Source organism: Enterobacter sp. ODB01, assembly GCF_001623605.1.
Taxonomy (GTDB): domain Bacteria; phylum Pseudomonadota; class Gammaproteobacteria; order Enterobacterales; family Enterobacteriaceae; genus Enterobacter; species Enterobacter kobei.
Window position 1 is genome coordinate 389076 of record NZ_CP015227.1, and the last position, 24011, is coordinate 413086.

Annotated in this window: 16 protein-coding genes; 8 read left to right on the forward strand and 8 right to left on the reverse strand. The window is 59.1% G+C overall.

Features of this window, described 5'->3' with window-relative positions; genetic code table 11:
- Window positions 1-412: 412 nt before the first annotated feature.
- Window positions 413-769, forward strand: a complete 357-nt coding sequence (locus A4308_RS01880) for a hypothetical protein (RefSeq protein ID WP_014884928.1) — start codon at window positions 413-415, stop codon at window positions 767-769.
- Window positions 770-873: 104 nt separating this feature from the next.
- Window positions 874-1434 (forward strand): YceI family protein, encoded by a 561-nt coding sequence (locus A4308_RS01885; RefSeq protein WP_032635751.1) that lies wholly within the window; start codon window positions 874-876, stop codon window positions 1432-1434.
- Here A4308_RS01885 and A4308_RS01890 read toward each other — a convergent pair.
- Genes A4308_RS01890 through A4308_RS01900 form a run of 3 tightly spaced genes read right to left on the reverse strand, consistent with a single transcriptional unit; the run spans window position 1426 to window position 3279 of the window.
- Complete coding sequence (locus A4308_RS01890) at window positions 1426-2217, reverse strand: anti-sigma factor family protein (protein WP_014884930.1); 792 nt, start codon at window positions 2215-2217, stop codon at window positions 1426-1428. The genes A4308_RS01885 and A4308_RS01890 overlap by 9 nt on opposite strands.
- On the reverse strand, window positions 2214-2744 hold the full coding sequence (locus A4308_RS01895; protein WP_045281725.1) for a sigma-70 family RNA polymerase sigma factor: 531 nt from the start codon (window positions 2742-2744) through the stop codon (window positions 2214-2216). Before A4308_RS01895 ends, A4308_RS01890 begins: the two co-directional genes overlap by 4 nt.
- Before the next feature lie 7 nt (window positions 2745-2751).
- The gene (locus A4308_RS01900) at window positions 2752-3279 is read right to left on the reverse strand and encodes a tetratricopeptide repeat protein (protein WP_045281724.1); all 528 of its coding nucleotides are present in this window, start codon (window positions 3277-3279) and stop codon (window positions 2752-2754) included.
- A gap of 764 nt (window positions 3280-4043) precedes the next feature.
- Between A4308_RS01900 and A4308_RS01905 the strand changes: the two genes are divergently transcribed.
- The 5 genes from A4308_RS01905 (at window position 4044) to nudI (ending at window position 19725) form a co-directional block, all read left to right on the forward strand.
- Window positions 4044-14165, forward strand: a complete 10122-nt coding sequence (locus A4308_RS01905; RefSeq protein WP_063308464.1) for a BapA/Bap/LapF family large adhesin — start codon at window positions 4044-4046, stop codon at window positions 14163-14165.
- Between the two features lie 77 nt (window positions 14166-14242).
- Complete coding sequence (locus tag A4308_RS01910; protein WP_023331126.1) at window positions 14243-15646, forward strand: TolC family outer membrane protein; 1404 nt, start codon at window positions 14243-14245, stop codon at window positions 15644-15646.
- Window positions 15643-17841, forward strand: coding sequence for a type I secretion system permease/ATPase (locus A4308_RS01915; RefSeq protein ID WP_014884935.1), 2199 nt, complete (start codon window positions 15643-15645; stop codon window positions 17839-17841). The genes A4308_RS01910 and A4308_RS01915 overlap by 4 nt, the downstream gene beginning before the upstream one ends.
- 10 nt (window positions 17842-17851) lie before the next feature.
- Window positions 17852-19021: an HlyD family type I secretion periplasmic adaptor subunit gene (locus tag A4308_RS01920; RefSeq protein ID WP_127312435.1), complete on the forward strand. Its 1170-nt coding sequence runs from the start codon at window positions 17852-17854 to the stop codon at window positions 19019-19021.
- A gap of 278 nt (window positions 19022-19299) precedes the next feature.
- Window positions 19300-19725 carry a nucleoside triphosphatase NudI gene (nudI, locus tag A4308_RS01925; RefSeq protein ID WP_045269196.1) on the forward strand — a complete coding sequence of 142 codons (426 nt, stop codon included), beginning with the start codon at window positions 19300-19302 and terminating at the stop codon, window positions 19723-19725.
- Here the strand turns inward: nudI and A4308_RS21550 are convergent.
- The 4 genes from A4308_RS21550 to A4308_RS01940 form a co-directional block, all read right to left on the reverse strand.
- A complete protein-coding gene (locus A4308_RS21550; protein ID WP_226856244.1) occupies window positions 19688-19894 on the reverse strand; it encodes a helix-turn-helix domain-containing protein in 207 nt (68 codons plus the stop codon). The genes nudI and A4308_RS21550 overlap by 38 nt on opposite strands.
- On the reverse strand, window positions 19891-20409 hold the full coding sequence (locus A4308_RS01930) for a DUF6622 family protein (RefSeq protein WP_045281721.1): 519 nt from the start codon (window positions 20407-20409) through the stop codon (window positions 19891-19893). The genes A4308_RS21550 and A4308_RS01930 overlap by 4 nt, the downstream gene beginning before the upstream one ends.
- Window positions 20410-20494: 85 nt before the next feature.
- Entirely contained in the window at window positions 20495-21676 is a 1182-nt protein-coding gene (locus A4308_RS01935) for an aminotransferase-like domain-containing protein (protein WP_063308465.1), read from the reverse strand.
- 20 nt (window positions 21677-21696) lie between these two features.
- Window positions 21697-22584 carry a LysR family transcriptional regulator gene (locus A4308_RS01940; RefSeq protein WP_014884942.1) on the reverse strand — a complete coding sequence of 296 codons (888 nt, stop codon included), beginning with the start codon at window positions 22582-22584 and terminating at the stop codon, window positions 21697-21699.
- 96 nt (window positions 22585-22680) lie between these two features.
- Between A4308_RS01940 and A4308_RS01945 the strand changes: the two genes are divergently transcribed.
- On the forward strand, window positions 22681-23283 hold the full coding sequence (locus A4308_RS01945; RefSeq protein WP_014884943.1) for a short chain dehydrogenase: 603 nt from the start codon (window positions 22681-22683) through the stop codon (window positions 23281-23283).
- On the opposite strand, the gene A4308_RS01950 is transcribed toward A4308_RS01945, so the two are convergent.
- Window positions 23277-24011, reverse strand: coding sequence for a class I SAM-dependent methyltransferase (locus A4308_RS01950; protein ID WP_014884944.1), 735 nt, complete (start codon window positions 24009-24011; stop codon window positions 23277-23279). The two genes, A4308_RS01945 and A4308_RS01950, sit on opposite strands and share 7 nt — an antisense overlap.

Below are 24011 nucleotides of genomic sequence, written 5' to 3' on the forward strand. Positions count from 1 at the left end.
TCCTGAAAGCCCGCACGGCGCAAGCCCTGCGGGCTTTTTTGTACCTGTTTATTGTCTTCACTGCTGTATAGATTGAATCCTCAAGTTTATGTTGTACTCCTCTGGCATTGACAAGCATCAACACTCTCCCCTATCTCCTGTGGAAAATAACCTACACCACCCAGCGCTACGGATTAGCAACTCAGCCCGGAAGGAACCCCACCATGTACAGACCCATAACCGTCATACTTTTCATTCTCCTGACCCTCGCCGCCCTCGCAGAAATAGGCGTCTTATCCTTTGGATAATCCTTAGGCAAAATACCCCGCGTCAGGATGCATTGATCTCATTACAGTTTTTTCCTAAAGCCATCCCGCTTCGCCTGTGCCAGGCTGAATCACGCTCATAACCGAAAACGTTAAATGAGGATATTATGAAAAAAACAATTATCGCATTATCTGCCGTTCTGCTGGCTTCCCCAGTATTTGCTGCGACCACACATGCAACTGATGATACCGTCGCGGCAGCGAACGCAAACGCCAATGAGGCGAAGCAAAAACTGCACGAAGAGCAGAACAAAGGTGAAGAGCTGAAGCTGAAACAGCAGCATGCTGCGGAAGGTAAAAGCGAGAGCCTGGGCAGCAAGGTCAGCGAAGATTCCCAGAAAGCCTGGCATAAAACCAAAGAAGGCACCGAGAAAGGGTGGGATGCCACCAAAGAAGGCGCTGAGAAAGGCTGGAACAAAACCAAAGAAGGTGCCAGCGAGCTGGAAAAGAAAGTCACTGAGTAACCTTTACGCTCACGAAAAGGCCGCGCTTGCGGCCTTTTTTATTTCTTCGAATACAATTAGTCCCTCAGGCGTTTACGCAGTGCGCGTTTATCGGAGAAACCACTATGTATCGCCTTTTTGCCATTCTGACCGCCCTTCTGTTATGTCCTTCCCTGTACGCCGCCCCAAAAAGCTATCTTATCGACAGCGATAACACCGCTATTCGGCTATCGTGGCATGCCTTCGGCGGCATTCTCTCCTGGGCGACGTTCAGCGGCGTGACGGGTGCCGTGACGCTCAACCCGGATAACGACGTCGACGACCATATTCACGTCACCATTCCCGTATCAACTCTGGTGGCTTCTAACAAATTGCTCACCTGGCAGCTGAAAAGCGACATGTTTTTTGAATCCGAGCGCTACCCGACCATCGAGTTCATTAGCTCACGCGTGGTCGCTCAGAGCGCCGGGCGGTTCAGGGTATTCGGCACGCTGATCGTACGAAACATTGCCCGGCCGGTGATCCTGGAGGCCGTGTTGAAAGACCCGCATGCGCAGGCCCCCCGGCTTGATGCCACCACGGCGATCTCGCGCGCATCCTATGGAATGGATAAGTTTGCGCTGGTCGTGGACGATCGTATAGCCATTGCCATTGCAATCAAGACGAACGATGTGCCGTCATCCTGAGATGAGGCGCTGTAGCTGCTCCGCGTTTGCCCGCAGGTGAGACGGCGGATTGCGGCCAATAAGGACAAACTGATAGCCCGCATCCTGCCACCACGCCAGGTTCATGCTGTGCCGCTGCTCCTGGCGGAGCGAGGCCGTCGCCTTCTCATCGACAGGCGAGATACAGAGCGCCATTGGGCCGTAGTCGGCGTTGAGCCAGGCAATCTGCGCGATTGAGGTCGTTTCATAGCGCAGCATGCGCACCATTTTAAGCTCTGCCCCTCGCAGAATAAGCTGCGACATAGTTAGCTTCATGCCGATATCCTGCGCCGCCCGTTCGAGCCCGCGCTGCAGGACCGGCGCTGCGCTGTCCATATCCAGCAGCGTCTCGACGCTGTACAGGGACATATATTGCGCTTCGAGGTCGCGAATATGGGCGTTCTCATCCGCTGGCGCGGAAGCGGGCCGCAACAGGTAGCCCAGCCCGGAGCCGACCATCAAAAAGCTGACCGACGCGGCAATCAGCGCCCGCCTGCTGACGCCAACCGGCGTGGAGGGCCGTGGGTCAGGAAGCGCCGTCAGACGCGCCTGCATCGTCCCAAGAGGCGCATCATCCAGCAGGGAGGCAAACGCCCCGGCGTAATCCTGGCTGCTTTTCATCAGTTCGGCGGTTCGCCCGGAGAGGCGTTCGTCACTGTTTAAATGCTCTTCAAATTGCTGTGCGTCGGCGCGGCACATCTCGCCATCTATCCATGCCACGATAGCGTCGTCGTTATAGGGCGGTGCAAAACGGTGCGCGTTCAAGAACGTTTCTCCTTTACCGGAGGCAGTGCGTCGACGGACCTGGCAAGCCGAGCCCGTGCCGTGGCCAGCCGGCTCATCACGGTACCGATCGGCACTGCCAGCGTGTCCGCCGCCTCCTGGTAGGTAAAGCCTTCGACATAAACCAAAAATACCGCGTTACGCTGGGCTTCGGGCAAGGCGTTAACGCGCTGCATCACCTTCAGATAATGCAGGCGCGTCTCATCCTGTTCGCGGGTATCCGGCGCGAGGAGTTCGTCGCTGGCCACAAATCCCTGCCCCTGACGCACGTATCGCGCCCGAAGTTCAGAGATCCAGATGGAGTGCAGGATCGCGAACAGCCACCTGTCGATGCGTGTGCCCGGCGTATACTGGCTGCTTTTTTCAAGCGCACGCACGCAGGTGGACTGAACCAGCTCTTCGGCGATATCCCTGTTGCGCGACAACACCAGTCCATAGCGCCAGAGACGCGACAGGTGTGCGGCTAACTGTTGACGAACCTCACTGGTTGCGATGAGTTTTCCCTCCACGAGAAAATCAGGATTCCGGATGTCCGTTGATGGCGGCCTGCAGGTCGCGATACTCCTCGCAGGACTGGCCACAAATACCGGCAATCACCTTCAGTTGTTCTTTCGCGAGATCGGGTCGTCCTTTTACCATCCACGCTTCACCGAGATACTCCCGGGCTTTGGCATAATCCGGTGCGATAGCCAGCGCGCGCTGGTAGTAACCAATGCCTTCGTCCGTACGGCCAAGTTTGCGCGTGGCGAACCCGCGATAGTTCCACGCTTCAGCCGTATTGCTATTTTTCAGTGAATCAAGCAGATTCAGCGCCGCCTGGTACTCCCCTTTCTTCGCGAGATGGTACGCATAGTTGGTTTTGTCCTGATCGCTGAGGCTGCTGCTCTTGTCCGGCACGCATTTCTGGGTGCCGCTGTCATACACCTGCCCGGAAGGACAGTCGGGCGTTTTGCTCTCGGTACTATTATCGCCCATTGCCAGCGCAAGCGGAGACAGCAGGGAAAAAATCAGCACCGGGATCAGGCGAAACGAGGTCGTGTTCATATAAAGCTCCTGGGTTAGAAGGGAGTGACGTCAGTAAACGCCCGACCGGCGGTTTTTATTCATTCTTCCGCGATTTTTTACCGTCCAGAAAATCATGCCTGCGACGTAATCACATTGAAAATAAATCAGGTTATTTTATATCTATCTTCCCATTATTATTATCCTGCAACCGCTAGCAGAGTTTTAACCCCCTACAAGAATATATTTTATTACACCGGTGATATAATATATCTTATATCAAAAACGTTACCCTAACTTAAACACACATTAAGCACGATTAAATAATCACAATTTAAATTATATTTAAAACATCTCCCACCAATAATTACACTGCATCTTCAGGATGACTAAGTCACAACACACGGAAAATAAAAAGACATTAAAAACATAACGATAGAAAAAAACATCAATAAACACCATCAATACATTAATGCCCTCTTCATTGTTTACCCCTTTATTTACGCAAGCTTAATTTGCACATTCAGAGTTTTCTGGCTATGTCATTTTTATCTCCTCAAAACGAATTCCTCTATTAATTACAGGGTTTTAAAAGACGCAAAACACAAATAAAACGTATTTCTTTCATATGTAATTAGATTCGCTCTGATGTTGCCACTCTGAATTCTGGCGGGCATCGTTCGCTCTAAAAAAGACGGTGAGGACTGTTTAATTAACAGTCACTCCGCCGGGGGCGCCCTTTACCTTCTACAGAGATGGCTCGTCTTGCTCGCCGTTCACGGTAACTCTGCTGGAGTCATAACGAAATGAGCCAAATCTCTGTTATATCAAAACTTACTGGCGTGGAAACTACGACGGAAGGCACACAGGTTACGCTGAGCCATTCCTCTATCGTTGAGCTTCATGTAGAGCGAGCTGATGTCTCCCATTTCGCGCGAAGTGGTAACGATCTGGTGGTGACACTGCACTCAGGGGAAGTAATAACCCTTAAAAATTTCTACGTCACGGACGCGCAGGGCGTAAGCCAGCTGGTACTCCAGGACAGCGACGGTGCGTTATGGTGGATAGAAGATCCTGCCGGGGCCGCCACGTATGAATCTATCGCGTCGACAGACGTGCTGCTAGCGGCATCCGGAAGTGATACCGGTGGCGCGGCCATCTGGCCATGGGCGCTGGGCGGTATTGTTGCCGCAGGCGGCATCGCGGCGGCGGCAAGCTCCGGCGGTGGTGGCGGGGGGGGTGACGATGACAATAACGGTAACCCTAATCCTAATCCTAATCCTGATCCTGATCCCGGCACGCCAGGTGAACCTTCTACCCCGGATACAACGCCGCCGAATGCACCTTCGAACCTGACGTTCTCGTCGGACGGGAAAACCGTCACCGGTACCGCTGAACCCGGCAGCACAATCACGCTGAAAGATGCAAACGGCAACGTTATCGGCACAGGGAAAACCGGCAGCGACGGCAACTTTACTGTTTCTCTCGGCACTCCGCTGATCAACGGTGAACATGTCACCGCAACTGCGACGGATGCGGCAGGGAATACCAGCCAGAGCGCAACGGTGACCGCGCCGGATCTCACCGCCCCCGATGCCCCAACGATTGGCAGCGTAACGGACGATGTCGCCCCTCAAACGGGGGCGCTGACTAACGGCAGCAGCACCAACGATCAGCGGCCCCAGCTCAGCGGCACCGCCGAGGCGGGCTCAACCGTGACGATCTATGACGGCGGGATCGCCATCGGCACGGCAGTCGTCTCCAGCAATGGCACCTGGACATTCACCCCGTCAGTTGATCTGAGCGAAAGTACCCACCAGATTACGGTGCGGGCAACTGACGCCGCCGGTAATACCGGCCCCGCTTCACCGGTCTTCACGCTGACCGTCGATCTCACCCCGCCGGCAACGCCGACGGCGATCGTACTGACTGACGACACGGGGACTATCAGAGGAACCATCACCTCTGGCACCGCCACCGATGCATCAAAACCGATCCTGGCGGGAACGGGCGAGCCGGGTGGAACCATTACTATTTACGATAATGGTGTGGTCGTGGGTACCACAACCGTACTGCCCAACGGCACCTGGAGCATCAGGCCAGACGGTCCGCTCCCGGACGGAGCACACTCGATAACCGTCGTGGAAACCGATGCCGCCGGAAACCAGAGTGCGGCATCAGCGCCTATCAACTTCACCGTTGACACTACCCCGCCGCTGGCCCCCGGCAATCTCGTCGTGTCAAATGATGGCGGTTCCATCAGCGGTACCGCAGAGCCGGGCAGCACGGTAACCATCCGGGATGGCAATGTCATCCTTGGCACGTCGGTAGCAGACAGTGAGGGTAACTTCACCCTGACGCTGACCCCGCCTAAGCTCAACGGCGAAACGCTGACCGCAAACGCCACCGATGCCGCAGGCAATACCGGCCCCGCAACCGCCGCGGCGGCACCGGATACGACCCCACCGCAGACCCCGGTTATCGTGTCGGTGATTGATGACGTGCAGGCCACAACCGGCCCCGTGGGCCAGAATGGGCTGACCAACGACCGGGCCCCGACCCTGAACGGCACGGGCGAACCCGGTTCGACCATCACGATATCCAACGGCAGCGATATCCTCGGCACGGTGAACGTCCCCTCATCCGGCCTGTGGAGCTTTACACCGCCTGTACCACTGTCTAACGGTACCTATGTGTTCACGGCGACAGCAACAGATGCTGCCGGTAACCCGAGCGGTCAATCGAACGCGTGGACGATTACCGTTGACGGTACCGCACCAGACGCCCCGGTGATTACGCAGGTCGTGGACGATGCTCCCGGGGGAACGCTTGGCTCGCTCAACCTGAATGACACCACCAACGACGCCACCCCGACGCTGAGCGGCACCGCCGAGGCAAACGCCACGGTCACAATTCGTGCTGACGGGGTGGTGATAGGTACCACCGTCGCTGATGGCCTCGGTGCATGGAGCTTTACCCCTTCCACACCACTGGGTGAGGGTCCGCATACCCTGACGGCAGTTGCAACCGACGCGGCAGGCAATACAAGCGGCGTGTCCAACAGTTGGGGGCTGATAATTGACAGCGTGGCGCCCGCTACGCCGGTCATTACTCAGGTGGTGGATGATGCCCCCGAGGGCCTCGGTGCGCTTAGCCCCAACGGCAGTACCAACGACACCACGCCAACGCTCAACGGCACGGCTGAACCGGGCTCAACGGTCACCATTCGTCTTGATGGTGCCGATCTTGTCACGGTCCCGGTCGGCAGCAACGGTACGTGGACCTATACCCCCACCGCACCGCTTGGCGAGGGACCTCATACTTTCACCGTTGTTGCCACCGATGCGGCAGGTAACACCAGCCTGCCGTCAACCGGCTTCAACATTATCGTCGATACCACGCCGCCAGTGGCCGCGACCATTGCCAGCGTGACGGATGATGTCGGCGGCGTTCAGGGGCCGCTCAGCAGCGGCGATACTACCGATGACACCCAGCCGCTGCTGCAGGGTACCGCACCGCCTGACGCGGTCGTCACCGTCTATGACGGCACAACGCTGCTCGGCACCGCCATCCTTGACGGAAGCGGCGGCTGGAGCTTTACGCCTGTTACCCCGCTCACCGACGGCCCGCATTCGCTGACGGTGCATACCACGGATGCCGCAGGCAATACCACTGTCTCCAGCCCGTTTGTGCTGACGGTGGATACCGTGGCGCCTGCCACGCCGGATATCCCGGCAATTACCGTCAATCCTGACGGAACAGAAACGCCGCTGAACCCGGGAGAAACCACCCGCGATACCACGCCGACCCTGAGCGGCACCGGTAATCCGGGCGATACGGTGACGATCTACAACGGTGGCGTCAAACTTGATGATGTCGTGGTGGACGGTACCGGGAACTGGACCTGGACGCCCGCCACACCGCTGCCTAACGGCACCTATGACATTACCCTGACCGTGACCAACATGGACGGCACGGGTAACGAAAGCGCGCCGTCACAGCCGGTAACCATCACCATTGACACCGACCCGCCAGCGACACCTGCGGCACCGGTTATTACCGACAGCGTCAGCCAGGTCACCGGCCCCGTTCCCGATGGTGGAACCACCAACGATCCGCGCCCGGTTCTGAGCGGCACCGGAACGGCGAACGACGTTATCAACATCACCGACACCGTCAATGGCATACCGACCGTTGTTGGCACCGTCACGGTAGACAGCACCGGCAACTGGAGCTGGCGTCCTGACAGCAATATTGGCGAGGGCAGCCACGTCTATACCGCCACCGCTACCGATGAAGCGGGCAACGTCTCTGCCGCGTCACCGGCGATCACCATCACCGTGGATACCGTGGCACCGGATACACCGGTAATTAGCGCCGTTGGCGGCGAGCCGAGCGGTGGCTTCATCACAGACGCCACGCCGACAGTCGGCGGCACCGGCGTGAACGGTGAGACGGTGATCGTCTACAACAACGGCGTCGAACTGGGACGCGTCGTCGTGGCGAATGGAGAATGGAATATTGACCTGCCAGCCCAAACGGACGGCCCGCTAAATATCACCGTTGCGGGCGTCGACGCGGCAGGTAACGTCAGCGCGCCCAGCCCGGTATTTACCGTGACACTCGATACCGTTGCGCCTGAGATCCCGCAGATCAATGCCGTCTCAGATAGCCAGCTCACCAACAATGTGCTCTATACCCGCGACGGTGTACCAACGCTCACCGGAACCGGTGAACCGGGATCGACCGTTGTCGTCTCGGTGGATGGCACGCCATCCGCCGTACCGGTAACTGTTCAGCCAAACGGCTCCTGGACCTGGACAGCCGACAGTACGCTGGCGGATGGACAACATACCTTTACCGTATCGGCCACCGATCCAGCCGGTAACACCTCAGCCATCTCTGCGCCGCTTAACGTCACGGTTGATACTCTCGACCCAACCGCCCCTGACAATCTGAACCTGGCTGCAGAAGGGACGCCACTGACCGGTACCGCCGAAGCGGGAAGCATCATTACCGTGATGAACGGTAGCACCGTCATTGGGACTGGTGTTGTCGACAGCACCGGCAACTTCTCCATCGCGGTCAGCCCGGCACCGCAGGACGGCGCGTCTCTGACCGTGAGCGCCGCCGATGCTTCGGGGCGCACCAGCCCTGATGCGACTTACAACGTCATCGGTACGTTGCCTAATCTTCCTGATATTCCCGTCATTACGGCAATCAACGATGACGCAGCGCCGCTCACGGGCGATGTAAAAGGCAAAACCACCAATGACATCACGCCTACGCTGACCGGTACGGCCGAAGCGGGCAGCCTGGTAACCATCTATCAGGACGGTGGACTGACGCCTGTGGCGACGGTAACGGCCGACGGCAGCGGCAACTGGAGCTATACACCGGCCGCGCTTGGCGAAGGTCTGCACTCCTTTGAGGTAACCGCGACACTCAACGGTGCGACCAGCGGCCGCTCTCCTGCCGCCAGCGTCACCGTTGACCTCACCGCACCGGGCACACCGACCATCGGCGCGGTGATTGACGACGTGGGTCCAGGCACCGGTCCGTTAACCAACGGCCAGACCACCAACGACAACCAGCCGACGCTGACCGGCACCGGCGCGGTGGGAGATACCATCTCCGTCTATAACAACGGGACGCTGCTGGGCAGCGCAGTGGTCGGCAATACCGGCACCTGGAGCTTCACGCCACCTTCTCCGCTGGCGGAGGGTACTCACGTACTCACCATCCGCGAGACCGATCCGGCGGGGAATCAGAGCGCGCCTTCTGCGGGCTTCACCGTTGTGGTGGATACCGTTTCCACCACGCCGGTCATCACTAACGTAACGGATGATGTGGGCAATTCCGCCACAACCGTGGTCAGCGGCACACCAACCAACGACGCCACGCCAACCCTTTCAGGAACGGCGGAAGCCAACAGCGTGGTGACGATATTCGACGGCGGCACGCAGATTGGCGTGGTTACGGCGGACGGCACCGGCGCATGGACATTTACCCCGGACACCGCACTCGCCGAAGGCTCGCATAGCTTCACCGCTCAGGCGACAGACCCGCAGGGTAACGTCAGCGCAGTCTCAGGCGCCTGGAGCGTGGTGGTTGACCTGACAGCACCGACGGTGCCAACGCTGGATACGGTGAATGACAACGTCCCTGGCGGCATCACGGGCAACCTCACCAGCGGGCAGGTAACCAACGACAGCACACCAACGATCGGCGGTACCGGACAGGCGGGCAGCACCATCCACATCATGAACAACGGTACGCAGATCGGTACTGCAATCGTCGACGGAAGCGGAAACTGGTCCTTCACCCCGACCACGCCGCTGGTCGACGGCAGCTACGCCCTGCGCGTGTACGCAACGGATGTCGCGGGCAACGCCTCGGCTAACTCCTCCGTCTTCACCTTTACCGTCGATACCGCAGGTCCGGTCGTGCCAGTAGTGACCAGCGTGATCGACGATATCGCACCGGTCACCGGGACGCTTACGTCAGGCAACACCACCAATGACGCGCGCCCGACCTTCAACGGCACGGGTGAAGTGGGTTCTACAGTGCATGTGATCGTTGATGGTAACGAAATTGGCACCGCAGTCGTGAATGCCCAGGGTAACTGGACCTTCACCCCGGGGAGTGACCTGAGCGACGGGCCGCATGCCATCACCTTCAATGCCACCGACGCGGCAGGCAACACCGGCAGTACGACCGCGCCGTTTAACCTGACGGTAGATACTGGCGTGCCGTCTGCGCCGGTTATATCAACCGCAGCAGACAACGTGGGCAGCGTTCAAACCCCGCTCTCTTCCGGGCAGAGTACCGACGACACCACGCCGACGCTAAACGGCACCGCGACGGCCAACGCCACGGTCACCGTTTATGAAAACGGGCAGCCGATCGGCACCGCGCTGGCAGACGGTACCGGCGCATGGAGCTTCACGCCGTCAACGCCGCTGTCCAGCGGCAGCCATACCTGGACCGCCACCGTCACCGATGCCGCGGGGAACGTCAGCCCGGCTTCGCCAGGCTTTACCCTGGTTGTCGATACCACGGCACCGAACGCGCCGGTTATCAGCCAGGCGATTGACGACGTGGGCAGCATCACCGGCCCGATCACGTCCGGGCAGACCACGGACGACACCGTACCGCGCCTTGTCGGAACCAGTGAACCGTTTGCCACGGTGAATATCTATGAGGGAACCACGCTGGTCGGGACAGGGACTGCTGACGGCACCGGTAACTGGAGTATCTTGCTCAATACCACGCTGACAACGGGCGCACACAGCTTCACCGCCCAGGCGACGGACGCGGCAGGCAACACCAGCGTGTCGTCGGCAAGCTTCAGTCTGACGATAGACACCACGCCGCCTGCGCTGCCAGTGCTCACCAGCATTCTGGACGACGTGGGCAATGCGGCAACGCCCGTTGCTAACGGCGGGTTGACCAACGATGCCCAGCCAACCCTCAGCGGGACGGCGGAAGCCGGATCGACGGTGAAAATCTTTGATAACGGCGTGCAGATTGGCAGCGTGACGGCCACCGGCGGGGCATGGAGCTTTACCCCTTCCCCGGCGCTGGGCAACGGTTCGCACAATTTAACCTTTACCGCCACCGATGCGGCGGGCAACGTCAGCGCGCCAACCGCCGGGTATGTGATTAACGTTGATACCCTTGCCCCGTCAGCGCCCGTCATTAGCTCGGTAGTTGATGATGTGGGCAGCGTCACCGGACCGATAACCGGCCCGACCAACGACACGCGCCCTACGCTGAACGGAACCGCGGAAGCGAATGCGACGGTAAGGATCTACGATGGCATCACGCTGGTGGGTACCGTCACCGCGGATGCCAGCGGCAACTGGACCCTGCCACAAACCACCACCACACTGACGCAAGGCACGCATAACTTCACGGCCACAGCCACCGATGCGGCGGGCAACACCAGCGTGGCGTCCACCGTGACGACGATTATCGTCGATACGACCGCCCCAACGGCGCCGACCGGGACCTTCAACGCCGACGGTAGCGTGCTGACCGGGAATGCCGAAGCAGGTAGCACCGTCAGTATCCGCCTTGCGGACGGCTCAACGGTAACCGCCATTGCGGGCAGTAACGGCACCTACAGCTATACCTTTACGAATAAACAGACCGAAGGCCAGACGCTGCAGATCACCGCCACCGACGCGGCGGGCAACACCTCGCTGCCCGGCTCGGCGCTCGCGCCGGTGGTGCCGCTCTCCGCCAGCAATAACGTCGAAGAGTTGGATCTCAGTACCACGGCCACCGTCACCAACAGCCAGTACAGCGACTACGGCTTCCTGCTGGTCGGCGCCGTGGGCAACGTCCTGACGCTGCTCGGGAACGACACCGCGCAGGTGAACTTCACGGTGGGCAACGGCGGGAGCGCGGATATCGTGGTGAACGCCAACGCCACGGGGGCTGTGCTCTCTCTGCTTAACACCCTTGAGCTGGTGGTGCAGCACTACGTCAACGGCGCCTGGACCACCGTGGTGGACACCGGACAGCCGCAGTTTGCTGACCTGCTGACCCTCGGTGCCACCGGCGTATCGCTGAACCTGACCGGGCTGGCTGACGGCAACTACCGTGTGCTCAGCTATAACACCAACCTGCTGGCGACCGGCTCCTACACCAGCCTCGACGTGGCGGTGAAAGAGACCGGTCCGGGCACGGTCACGGGCGATACCAGCCTCAACGGGAACGTGATTCTGGATACAGACCCGACCGCTGGCAGCGACAACGCCCCGGCCGGAACCACGATCTCCGCCGTTACGAATGCGCAAGGTGTTACCACCAACATCAATGCCGACGGGACGGTGGTCCAGGGACAATACGGTACGCTGACCATTAACCGCGACGGCAGCTACTCCTACACCCTGACCGACACCAGCGCGGCAGTCATTGGCCGGACAGAGAGCTTCACCTACACCATCACCCATAACGGCGTCAGCGCCTCGGCACAGCTGGTGGTGTCGCTCGGAACGGGAACCGTCAGCAACGGCATTGTCGCCGTGGACGATACCAACGCCCTGACCTTCGACACCAGCGTGCACGAAATCAATAACGGCACCTCGTCTCAGGGCGGCTTTACCCTGGTGGGTATCAATCTCGGCAACACGCTGGGGCTTAACCTGCTGGACGATATGACCAACCCCATTATCTATAACGTGGAGGAAGGCACCACCCGCACCATGACCATCCAGGCCTCCGTGGGCGGCGTGGCGCTGGCGTCGGTGTTTGATTTGTACGTCTATAAATTTAACAACGCCACCCAGACTTTCGAGCAGGTACGCGTCGAGTCGGGCTGGCTGCGTGCCCCGCTGCTGGGCGGCACGTCATCTCAGCTAACGCTGCAATTGCCTGCCGGGGAGTACCTGTTCCTGCTGAATACCGCGTCCGGGATCACCGCCCTGACGGCCTACACGCTGAGCGTTCTGCAGGATCATGTCTACAGCGTATCGAGCATCAGCGAGACGACCACGGGCGACGTGCTGGCGAATGACCCGGTTCCAGCAGGCACGCTGGTTACCGAAGTGAACGGCGTGGCGGTCAACGGCACTGGCACCACCACCATTCAGGGGGAATACGGCACGCTGACCATTAATTCATCCGGTCAGTACACCTATACCCTGAGGAGTGGTGTCGGTGTGGACCATATCAGCACGCCGGATACCTTCGTCTATACCGTCACCGCGCCAGACGGCACGAAAGACACGGCATCGCTCAACATCACTCCAACCGCCCAGCCGATGAATGCGGTGAACGATGTTAGCGCCGTGATGGATGTAACGTCAGTACACCATACGTCAGCGTACTCCGATACCACCGTGGGTACGGCAAGCTGGACGACTGCCTTGCTCTCGTCAACCCAGGGTAGCGGCAGCGGAACTTTTGTGGTGGATCCAAACACCGCGCTGCATAACGCCTCGCTGCACTTTAACGTGTCCTCGCTGCTGTCGCTGGGCGGACTGACGGTGAACTGGACAATCAGCGACGGCTCGGGCGTGATCCGCAGCGGCTCCTTCGGCGGCATTTCGTTACTGAACGGCAGTATTGACGTTCCGCTGACCGGTCTGGATCTCAACGCCGGGACCTACACGCTGAGCTATACCGGTAGCGTACCGGGGCTGAGCGTCGGGAACATTACCATTACCCCAAGCGTCAACGGCACCACTTACTCGCTGACTGATTTTGACGCCACGGGCACTCACACCGTCAACGGCAATATCTTTGACGGCACCGACTCGGGCGGCGTGCTGGATCAGCTCCACTCGGTGGATACACGCGTCAGTATTACCGGCTACAACGGCGTGACCACCACGCTGGATCCGTACACCGGCAGCGCAACCGTCAATATCACCGGCCATTACGGCACCCTGGCGATTGCCGCTGACGGGCATTACACCTATACCCTCAACAGCGGGGTATCGCTCTCATCCATGACCTCGAAGGAGACCTTCAACTACACCCTGACCGATGCCACCGGGAAGACGGACAGCGCCTCGCTGACCATCAACATGGCGCCTCAGTTCATCAGCTCTGAACACAACGACGTCATTACCGGCACCGCCTACGGCGACACGCTGATTTACCAGGTGCTGAACAATACGGTAGGGAATGCCACGGGGGGGAACGTCAGCAGCACCGCGGGCGACCACTGGACCGGCTTCTCGCTGGCGCAGGGGGATAAAATCGACATTAGCGACCTGCTGGTGGGCTGGAACGGTAGCGCCTCCACGCTCGGGAACTACCTCCATGTCACTAATAGTAATGGTAATACCGTGATCTCCATCGACCGTGACGGTGCAGGGAGCACCTACACTAATACCACGCTCGTGACGCTTGATGGCGTTCAAACCACCTACGACGAGCTCGTTAACCAGCAACACATCATTACCACATAACAGCTGTAGTACTAACCCGGGCGCACAGCGCCCGGGGATTAATAATAAAGCTGCACTTATTTTATTAGGGACATGACATGGGAATGAAGATGCCTTACTGGTGGCTCTCGTGCTGCCTGATATCTGTGCCCGCTCTGTGCGCGAATCCGGCGGCGACCATCAATACCGGACAACTGCGCGAAACGCAGGAACTCCCCTCACTGAATGGCCGTGTCGCCCCTGCGGCTGGCAACGCCGCGCCCGGCTCATTACAGCTTGGCGAGGCCGTCAACCGTGCCGTTACCTGGCATCCGGCGATCGGTGAAGCCGTGGGCAAACTCTACGAACAGAGCGAAGAAGTCGACGTCGCCAAATCGAAATACTATCCGCAAATTAACGCGGGCATGGACAACGGGTACTCCCACGACGGCGATCAGAACGGCTTTACGCCGTCGCTGGTGCTCTCTCTTTCACAAATGCTCTACGACTTCGGCAAAGTGGCCAGCCAGGTACGAGCCGAAAATGCCGGGGTTGCCCAGCAGCAGGCCAACGTGCTGGTGAGCATCGACACCATTGCCCATGATACCGCCGTCGCCATGGTGCAGGTGCAAACCTGGCAGCAGATGGTCGACACCGCCAAAGAGCAGCTCGATGCCCTCTCCTCAATAGGCACACTGACCCGTCAGCGTAACGACGAAGGGGCGACCTCGCTTTCTGACGTGGTGCAGACCGACGCACGTATTGAAGGGGCGCGCGCGCAGCTGATGCAGTATCAGGCCAGCCTCGACAGCGCCCGTGCCACGCTGATGAGCTTTCTCGGCTGGAACAGCCTGAACGCGATCAGCAATGATTTTCCGCAAAAGCTGGCCCGCAGCTGTGACATCGCCGAGCCGGACGATCGTCTGGTTCCGTCTGTCCTTGCCGCCTGGGCCCAGGCCAACGTCGCCCAGGCCAACCTCGACTACGCCGACGCGCAAATGACGCCAACCGTCTCGCTGGAGCCGGAGGTCCGTCACTATCTGAACGATCGCTACGCGGGCAGCGAAACGCGGGATCGCACGCAATATTCCGCCTGGGTGAAGGTGCAAATGCCGCTCTATCAGGGCGGCGGCCTCACCGCCCGGCGTAACGCTGCCGGACACGCGGTGGAAGCGGCGCAGTCGACCATTCAGCGTACCCGTCTTGATGTCCGCCAGAAACTGCTGGAGGCCCGCAGCCAGGTGATGAGCCTGCAAAGCACGCTGCAAATTCAGGGCCGCCAGGAGGCGCTCAGCGCCCGTACCCGCGAGCTTTACCAGCAGCAGTATCTCGATCTCGGCTCGCGCCCGCTGCTGGACGTGCTCAACGCCGAGCAGGAGGTCTATCAGGCACGCTTCACCCAGCAACAGACCCTCGGTCAGTTGCACCAGTTACAGCTCAACTGCCTCTATAACACCGGACAATTGCGTCATGCGTTCGATCTTGATAACCGCACCATCCAGACCGTGGAGATCCAGCCATGAAGCAACGCGAAATCCCGCAAGAAGAAACAATGACGGATGAGGCGCTGGCGCAGTGGGCGCAGGCGTTTGGCTTTGTTGCCACGCGCTACCGCGTCGCCTGCTCGCCCGGAGCGCTGATTGCGGGCGCCCCCTGGCTGAAAGGCAAACCGATGGTACCTGCCCTGACGCAGCTTGCCCGGGAAGCCGGGTTGACGTTCCAGTTGCTCACGGCCGATCGGCAGTCGATCAACAGCTGGCGCCTGCCGGTGGTGGTGGCGCTGAACGACGGAAAAATTGGCGTGGTCGACAGCTTCGACGGGGAAGACACGCTGGACGTCAGCTTTTTCGACGACAAGATGCATACCAACCGTCTGTCGATGAGCGCGCTGCTGCCCACCATCCGCCACGTTATTGCCCTGCGCCCGCTGGCCGCGCTGAAGGACAGCCGCGTGGATGCCTACATCTCGAAATACCGCCCGGACTGGCTCTACCGGCTGGTGATGCGCGATCTGCGCCCGTACAGCTGGGTGATGCTGGCAGCCTTGTTCATCAACCTGCTCTCCCTCTCCGGCATTGTCTTTTCCATGCAGGTGTATGACCGGGTGATCCCTGCCCAGTCCTACCCGACGCTTTACGTCCTGACCATCGGCGTGCTGATCGCCACCCTGTTTGGTTTTGTGCTGCGCGTGGCGCGCGGTCACATTATGGATCTGCTGGGCAAACGCTCGGATCTGCGGGTCTCAGACCGCGTGTTCGGCCACGCCCTGCGGCTGCGCCACAGCGCCATTCCGCGCTCCACCGGCAGCTTTATCTCCCAGCTGCGCGAGCTGGAGCAGATCCGCGAGATGGTGACCTCCTCCACCATTTCGACCATTGTCGACCTGCCCTTTTTCTTCCTGTTTGTGGTGGTACTGGCGATCATCGCGCCGCAGCTGGCGTGGATCGCCCCGGTCGCGGCGGTGATCATGGTCCTGCCCGGCCTGCTGCTCCAGAAGAAGCTGGCGGAGCTGGCGAAGCAGTCGGCGCATGAATCAACCCTGCGCAACGCGGTGCTGGTGGAGAGCGTGCAGGGGCTGGAGGACATCAAGCTAATGCAGGCGGAAAACCGCTTTTTGCAGCAGTGGAATAGCTATATCCAGATCACCGCCGAATCCGGCCTGCGCACCCGCGAACTGACGCAGAACCTGATCAGCTGGGGGATGACCATCCAGAGCCTGGTCTACGCCGCGGTGATTGTGGTCGGCGCGCCAATGGTGATCGACGGCACCCTGACCACCGGTTCGGTGGTTGCCGCGTCGATGCTGGCCTCCCGGATGATCGCGCCGATGGCGACGCTGTGCGGCGTGCTGGCCCGCTGGCAGCAGGTGAAGGCCGCCAAAGAGGGGCTGGACAGCATTATGCAGTTGCCGACCGAGAACCAACGCGAAGAGACGCCGATCCGCCAGGACGTCCTGCGCGGACACTATCTTTTCGAACAGGCGCAGTTCCGCTATCAACCGGACGATCCGCGCATGGCGCTACGCATTAACCGTCTGGAGATCAAGCCGGGCGAGAAAGTGGCGATCCTTGGACGTAACGGCGCGGGCAAATCGACACTGCTCCAGGCCATGGCGGGCGGGATGGATCTGGCGGCAGGCGAATTGCGGCTTGATAACCTCAGCCTGCCACATCTCGACGTGGCGGACGTGCGGCGCAACGTCGGCTTTATGACCCAGAACGCGCGGCTGTTTTACGGCACCCTGCGCGAGAACATCACCCTTGGCATGCCACGCGCCACCGACGAAGAAATTTTCGCCGCGCTGGAGTTGACCGGCGCAGCGGGCTTTGTGCAGAAACTGCCCAAAGGGCTGGACTACCCGATCATGGAAAACGGCGTGGGGCTTTCCGGCGGGCAGCGGCAGTCCATTCTGCTGGCGAGGATGCTGCTGCGCGATCCGAATATCGTGCTGATGGATGAACCTACCGCGTCGCTGGATGAGCACACTGAACGGGAGTTTATCCAGCGTCTGGGCGACTGGCTCGGCAACCGTACTTTGATTGTCGCCACCCACCGCGTGCCGGTGCTGGAGCTGGTGGAGCGCGTGGTCGTACTGAAAGAAGGGATGCTGGTGATGGACGCGCCAAAAGCGCAGGCGCTTAACAACAGCCGCATTCAGCAACAGCAGCAGCAGGCAGCAACCGGACGGGAGTGGAAAAATGAAAATCAGTCAGCGTGACGTTGCCGCAATGGACGATCTGGATAACGCGCTTGAATCCGAAAGTGGCTACACCGGCGCACGTCGAATCGTCATCTTCTCGTTGCTGATGTTTGTGGCTCTGGGCGTCTGGGCATGGTTTGGCGTGCTGGATGAGGTCTCAACCGGCTCGGGGAAAGTGATCCCCAGCTCGCGCGAACAGGTATTACAGTCGCTCGACGGCGGGATCCTCACCGAGCTGAACGTTCATGAGGGCGATCAGGTGCAGGAAGGACAGGTGCTGGCGCGACTTGATCCGACGCGTTCCGAATCGAACGTCGGTGAAAGTGCAGCGCGCTACCGCGCATCACTGGCCTCCAGCGCACGTCTGAATGCCGAGGTGAACGATCTCCCGCTAACGTTCCCGCCTTCGCTGGCAAAATGGCCGGATCTGATTGCCGCCGAAACGCGGCTCTACAACTCCCGCCGTGCGCAGCTGGATGATACCCAACGGGAGCTGCGCGCCGCGTTAGATCTCGCCAATAAAGAGCTGGCGATTACCCAAAGGCTGGTTAAAACCGGGGCCGCCAGCCATGTGGAGGTGCTGCGCCTGCAGCGACAGAAAAGTGACCTGGAGCTGAAGCTCACCGACGTGCGCTCGCAGTATTACGTTCAGGCGCGCGAGGCGTTATCCAAGGCTAACGCGGAAGTGGATATGGTTTCCGCGGTCCTTAAAGGCCGCCAGGATTCCGTCACCCGCCTGACGGTAAAATCCCCGGTGCGCGGGATTGTGAAAAACATCAAAGTCACCACCATCGGCGGCGTGATCCCGCCTAACGGCGAGCTGATGGAGATTGTGCCGGTGGACGATCACCTGCTGATTGAAACCCGCCTCTCGCCGCGCGATATCGCCTTTATCCACCCGAACCAGGAGGCGCTGGTCAAAATCACCGCCTACGATTACGCCATCTACGGCGGTCTGCATGGGGTGGTAGAGACCATTTCACCGGACACCATCCAGGACGAAGCCAAGCCGGAAGTGTTCTATTACAGGGTGTTTATCCGCACCAGCCAGGATTACCTGGTCAATAAAGCGGGCAGGCACTTCTCGATTGTACCGGGCATGATTGCGACAGTGGACATCAAGACCGGCGAGAAAACGGTGCTGGATTATCTGATTAAGCCGTTTAACCGGGCGAAAGAGGCGCTGCGGGAGCGGTAGTCAATCGCCTTACCAGTCCTACACACTAAAGCTAAGGGGAATGCGGTTTTCTCCCTCTCCCTGTGGGAGAGGGTTGGGGTGAGGGCGTCAGACCGCAACACAGAAAAAATTCACCGCCGATAGGGCGTTAAAACGGGCGAAAGCATTCGATATCAGCGCTGAATTCTGGCTGAATCTGCAACAAAATGTGGAAAACCGAGGGATGAGAATCCCCCCTAACATAACCTCCCCCGCCTTATCTGCTAAAGTAGCCCAAATTCATTTTTCAGGAAGAAATCATGCGCCAACGAACCATTGTCTGCCCCATCATCCAGAACGACGGTGCCTATCTGCTGTGTAAAATGGCCGACGATCGCGGCGTGTTTCCCGGTCAATGGGCCCTCTCCGGCGGCGGAATGGAACCGGGCGAAACCATGGAACAGGCGTTGCGCCGTGAGATCCGCGAAGAGCTGGGCGAAGCGCTGGAGATCGTCTCGGTCACGCCATGGGCTTTTCGCGATGACATCAGGGTAAAAACCTACGCCGATGGCACCACCGAGGAGATTTATATGATCTATCTGATCTTCGACTGCATGAGCGCCAACCGGGACGTCACGTTTAATGAGGAGTTTCAGGAGATCGCCTGGGTTAATCCGGAATCGTTAAAAGATCTGGATCTCAACGAAGCTACCCGCATGACCTTCGCGCAAAAGGGTCTTCTTTAATCGCCCACTGCCCCGGCGTTTTACCGGTCCATGTTCTGAAAACCTCAATGAATGCGCTGACGCTGCTGTAGCCGCAGGACAGCGCAATCCACCCTACCGGCTTCCCCGCCGCCAGCCACTCCATTGCCCGCATGACGCGAGTCAGCTGCCGCCAGTTAACGAAGTTCATTCCGCCCGGTGAAGTGCGGTACGATTATACACCCCAACATACCGCGCAAATTTCCCAATAAATACGCCGGCAAACACGCCCCCGGAGACGATCGCCAGCGCGCTCATGGCGGGTTGTTGCATCGTCTGAGGCGAAACCGCGCTCATCACCCCCAGCACATACTTAACGCCAAACGCCAGCATCATAAACGGCAGCGCGGTGTAGTCTGCCTGGCGGTAAAGCGTACGCGGCGCATCTGCCCGGGTGATAACCGCCCGCTTAATCAGGAGATACCCCAGCGCGGCACCGGCGAAGATCCCCCCCGTCCACAATGCGACAGTCGCAGGCGTCAACGTGCGATAGAGCACCAGATCGTAAATATCCCACACCAGAAAGATCGCCGGGATAATGGCAAGCCTCTCCAGCGTAACGGTGGCGGGCCTGCGGGCTTTGATACCACGGGAGATGAGGAAGATAAACAACACCCACACCCAGGCGGGCGTGTGCGTAACAACACCGATCAGAAATTCAAACATGGAACTCACCATGAACGATCGCGGCCCGTGCCGCCCTGAACGCGTATTGCGCATAACGGCAGGAATGCCATTATGCGCAGGTCTTTTAAAGCGATTTCTTCAGGCGCTGCACCGCCTCTTTCAGCTGCTCATCTGTTGGTGTCACAAACGACATGCGCAGCGTGGTCTGGTCCGGTTCATTGCAGTAGAAAAACTCGCCCGGGACAAATACCACGCCGTTGCTTAACGTCTTTTCCAGCCAGCGGGTGGTGTTCATACCGTTGTTCATTTTCGCCCACAGGAACATGCCGCCTTTAGGCTTGTGGAACGACATCACATCACCCAGCTCCGCTTCCAGTTCGGTGGCGAAGGTCTGGTATTTCTGGCGATAAGCTTCGCGGATCATCTTAATCTGCCCGGCCAGGCGACCGGTTTTCAGGTACTCATACGTCATTAACTGCGACAGCGTGCTGGTGTGCAGGTCGGTGGTTTGCTTAAGGTTCACCACCGCACGCTTCAGCCACTCCGGCACCAGCACCCAGCCTACGCGGGTGCCCGGCGCGAGTATTTTAGAGAAGGTTGAGGTGTAGACCACGTTCTCTTCGTTACCGATGTCTTTGGCATGGGCAATTAACGGGCGGAAGACCTCATCGGTGTAGTTAATTTCGCTGTACGGGTCGTCTTCAATAATGACGAAATCATAGCGTTTCGATAATTCCACCAGATGTTTACGACGCGCTTCAGAGAGCGTCACGCCGCCCGGGTTACCAAAGGTCGGGACGATATAAACCGCTTTGATGGTTTTCTTTGCCACCAGCGCCTCAAGTTCGTCGACCTTCATGCCGTCGCCGTCGGTGCCGACGGACTCAAAATTCGCCTGCGCCAGGCCGAAAACCTGCAGCGCGGCAAGATAGGTTGGACGCTCGACGACGACGGTATCGCCTGGGTTAATTAATGCACGCGCCAGCACGTCGAGAGACTGCTGCGAACCGGACGTCACCACCACGTCATGGGCTTTACAGGCAATGCCACGTCCTTCACAGATGCGTTGGATCTCTTCCCGCAGTCCCGGAAAACCTTCGGTCAGACCATACTGAAACGCCTCGCCAAAATGTTGCGATAAGACGGCATCCGCGGCTATTTTAAGCCCTTCGTGATCGAACAAATCGGGGTTCGGAATCCCTCCGCCCAGCGAAATCACGCCAGCCATTTTGCTATGTTTTAATAATTCACGGATGGCAGATGATTGCAGGCCCTGCGCGCTGCTGGCGAGTTTGTTTGCAGACATTCTTTGATTACCTTCTTTTTTTATATTGTGCCCAATCTTAGCAGAATATGAGCGATAAATTCCGTTAGCTTCGGAAGAGGACGTAAATCCTGGCGCCACAATAAATGCACCGGCCTCGGCGCGGGGGTGAACGGCTCCAGTACCCGAATCAGCCTGCCGCTTGCCAGCTCTTCCGCCACCAGCACTTCCGGTTGTAGCAACAGCCCCGCCCCTGCGCGTGCCGCCATACGCAGGCCATAGCCGTCGTTACATCTTAAGATGGCATCACGCTTCCAGCGTACTTCCCCTTCCACGCCCGGTAGCCGCCACTCGTTACGCGCGGTCCATACCGTGTGCGAAAGACACAGATGATCCACCAGATCGGCAGGCGTTTGCGGCGTACCGTGTCGCGCTAAATAGTCCGGTGCGGCGCAAATCACCATGTTGTAGGGGCACAAATATTTCGCCACCAGATCGTCATTGCGAATATCACCAATGCGAATGGCCAAATCGACCCCCTCCTCCACCAGATCGACCATTCGGTTAGTCAGATCCAGTTCGATGCGCACCTGCGGGTAACGTTGTAAAAAGGTGGCGGTGAGCGGGGCGATCACGCAGCCGCCAAACGACGTAGGCGCCGTGACGCGCAGGGTTCCGGCCGGTGTGGCACGCAGGCGTTCAACCGCGTTTTCGGCGATTGAGACCTGCTCCAGCACCCGTCTGGCTTCTTCAAAATAGACGCGGCCCGCATCCGTCAGGCTCTGACGACGCGTGTTACGCTCAAGCAGGCGGGTGCCAAGCTGGGACTCCAGCAACGCAATATACTTTCCCACCATGACCGCCGACATCTCAAGGCGGGAGGCCGCGCCGGTAAAGCTGCCGCTTTCTACCACCGCGATAAACGTCTCCATGCCGCGAAGCTTATCCATATTCCGAACCTCTGGTTAGCAATCTTCTAACTTTAGCCCAGTTTATCTGACTTTTTATTTATTAAAGAATGAAGGCTCACACATAAGGAGTCTGCTATGAAAATCGTGATTATTGGTGCCAGTGGTACGGTCGGTCAGGCAGTAACAGAAGCGCTAAGCCGCCGTCATGAGGTGATCCGCGTGGGTCGTACCCAGGGCGACTATCAGGTGGATATCACCTCGCAGGAGAGCGTGCAGGCGCTGTTTGAGAAAATTGGCCGGGTGGATGCCATTGTCTCCGCCAGCGGTGGCCTCTACTTTGGCCCGCTTGCGACCATGAAAGACAGCGACTTTAATCAGGGCCTGCAGGATAAACTTCTGGGGCAGGTGCGCCTTGCGCTAACCGGCCAGCACTATCTGAACGAAGGTGGCTCTATCACCCTGATTAGCGGCATTGTGGCGCACGAGCCGATTGCCCAGGGAGTAAACGCCACCACCGTGAATGCCGCACTGGAAGGGTTTGTTCGCGCCGCAGCCTGTGAGCTGCCGCGCGGGATCCGCATTAACCTGATTAGCCCGACGGTCCTGACGGAATCCGCTGAAGCGTACGACGGTTTCTTCCCCGGCTTTGAGAGCGTCCCCGCTGCAACCGTGGCGCAGGCCTATCGCCGCAGCGTGGAAGGGGTACAGAGCGGTCGGGTGTATAAGGTTGGTTACTGAGCCTTACGGGCGGCGATCAGCACCAGCATCGGGCGCTCTGCCTCTTCGGCCAGCGCGGGCCAGGCCGCAATTTGCCCCTGCGTTGGCCCCCATTCGTTGACTTCGCTTATCGTTAATCCGGCCTTGATCAGCGCGTTGAGCGTGGTGCCCAGCGTACGGTGATACTTGATGACCCCGTCCGCCAGCCAGTTGCTGACGCGCTGGCTCTCGTCCTGATAATGATTCACGCCCCAGAACCGCTCGCCGTTGTCGTCGGTCAGCCAGCCCTGGCGGGTGGCGCAGGTGTAAATGGGGTGCTCCATCGAGAAGACCAGGCTGCCACCGGGTTTAAGCGCGCGCTGAACGTTGGCGAATAACGTATCCAGTTCCGGCAGGTAGTGCAGTGCCAGCGAGCTGTAGACCAGGTCCAGGCTGTTATCTTTGAGCGCCAGCGACTCCAGATCGCTACGCTGATAATGAATCTGTGGGTCAGCGGTAAGCTCCGCAGCCCGGGCGAGCATCTTTTCTGAGATATCAACACCCGTGATGTCAGATGCACCCAGTTCGCGCGCAGCGCGACAAAACCAGCCGTAGCCGCAGCCGAGATCGATAACCGATTTCCCGGTTAAATCCGGCAGCATGCTTTTCAGCGAAGGCCACTCCGGCGCACCGTCCAGCCCCTGCACCGAGCGCGGAAGCTGAGCGTAGCCTTCGAAAAACGCCGGGTTGTCGTAGATATTTTGTGCCAT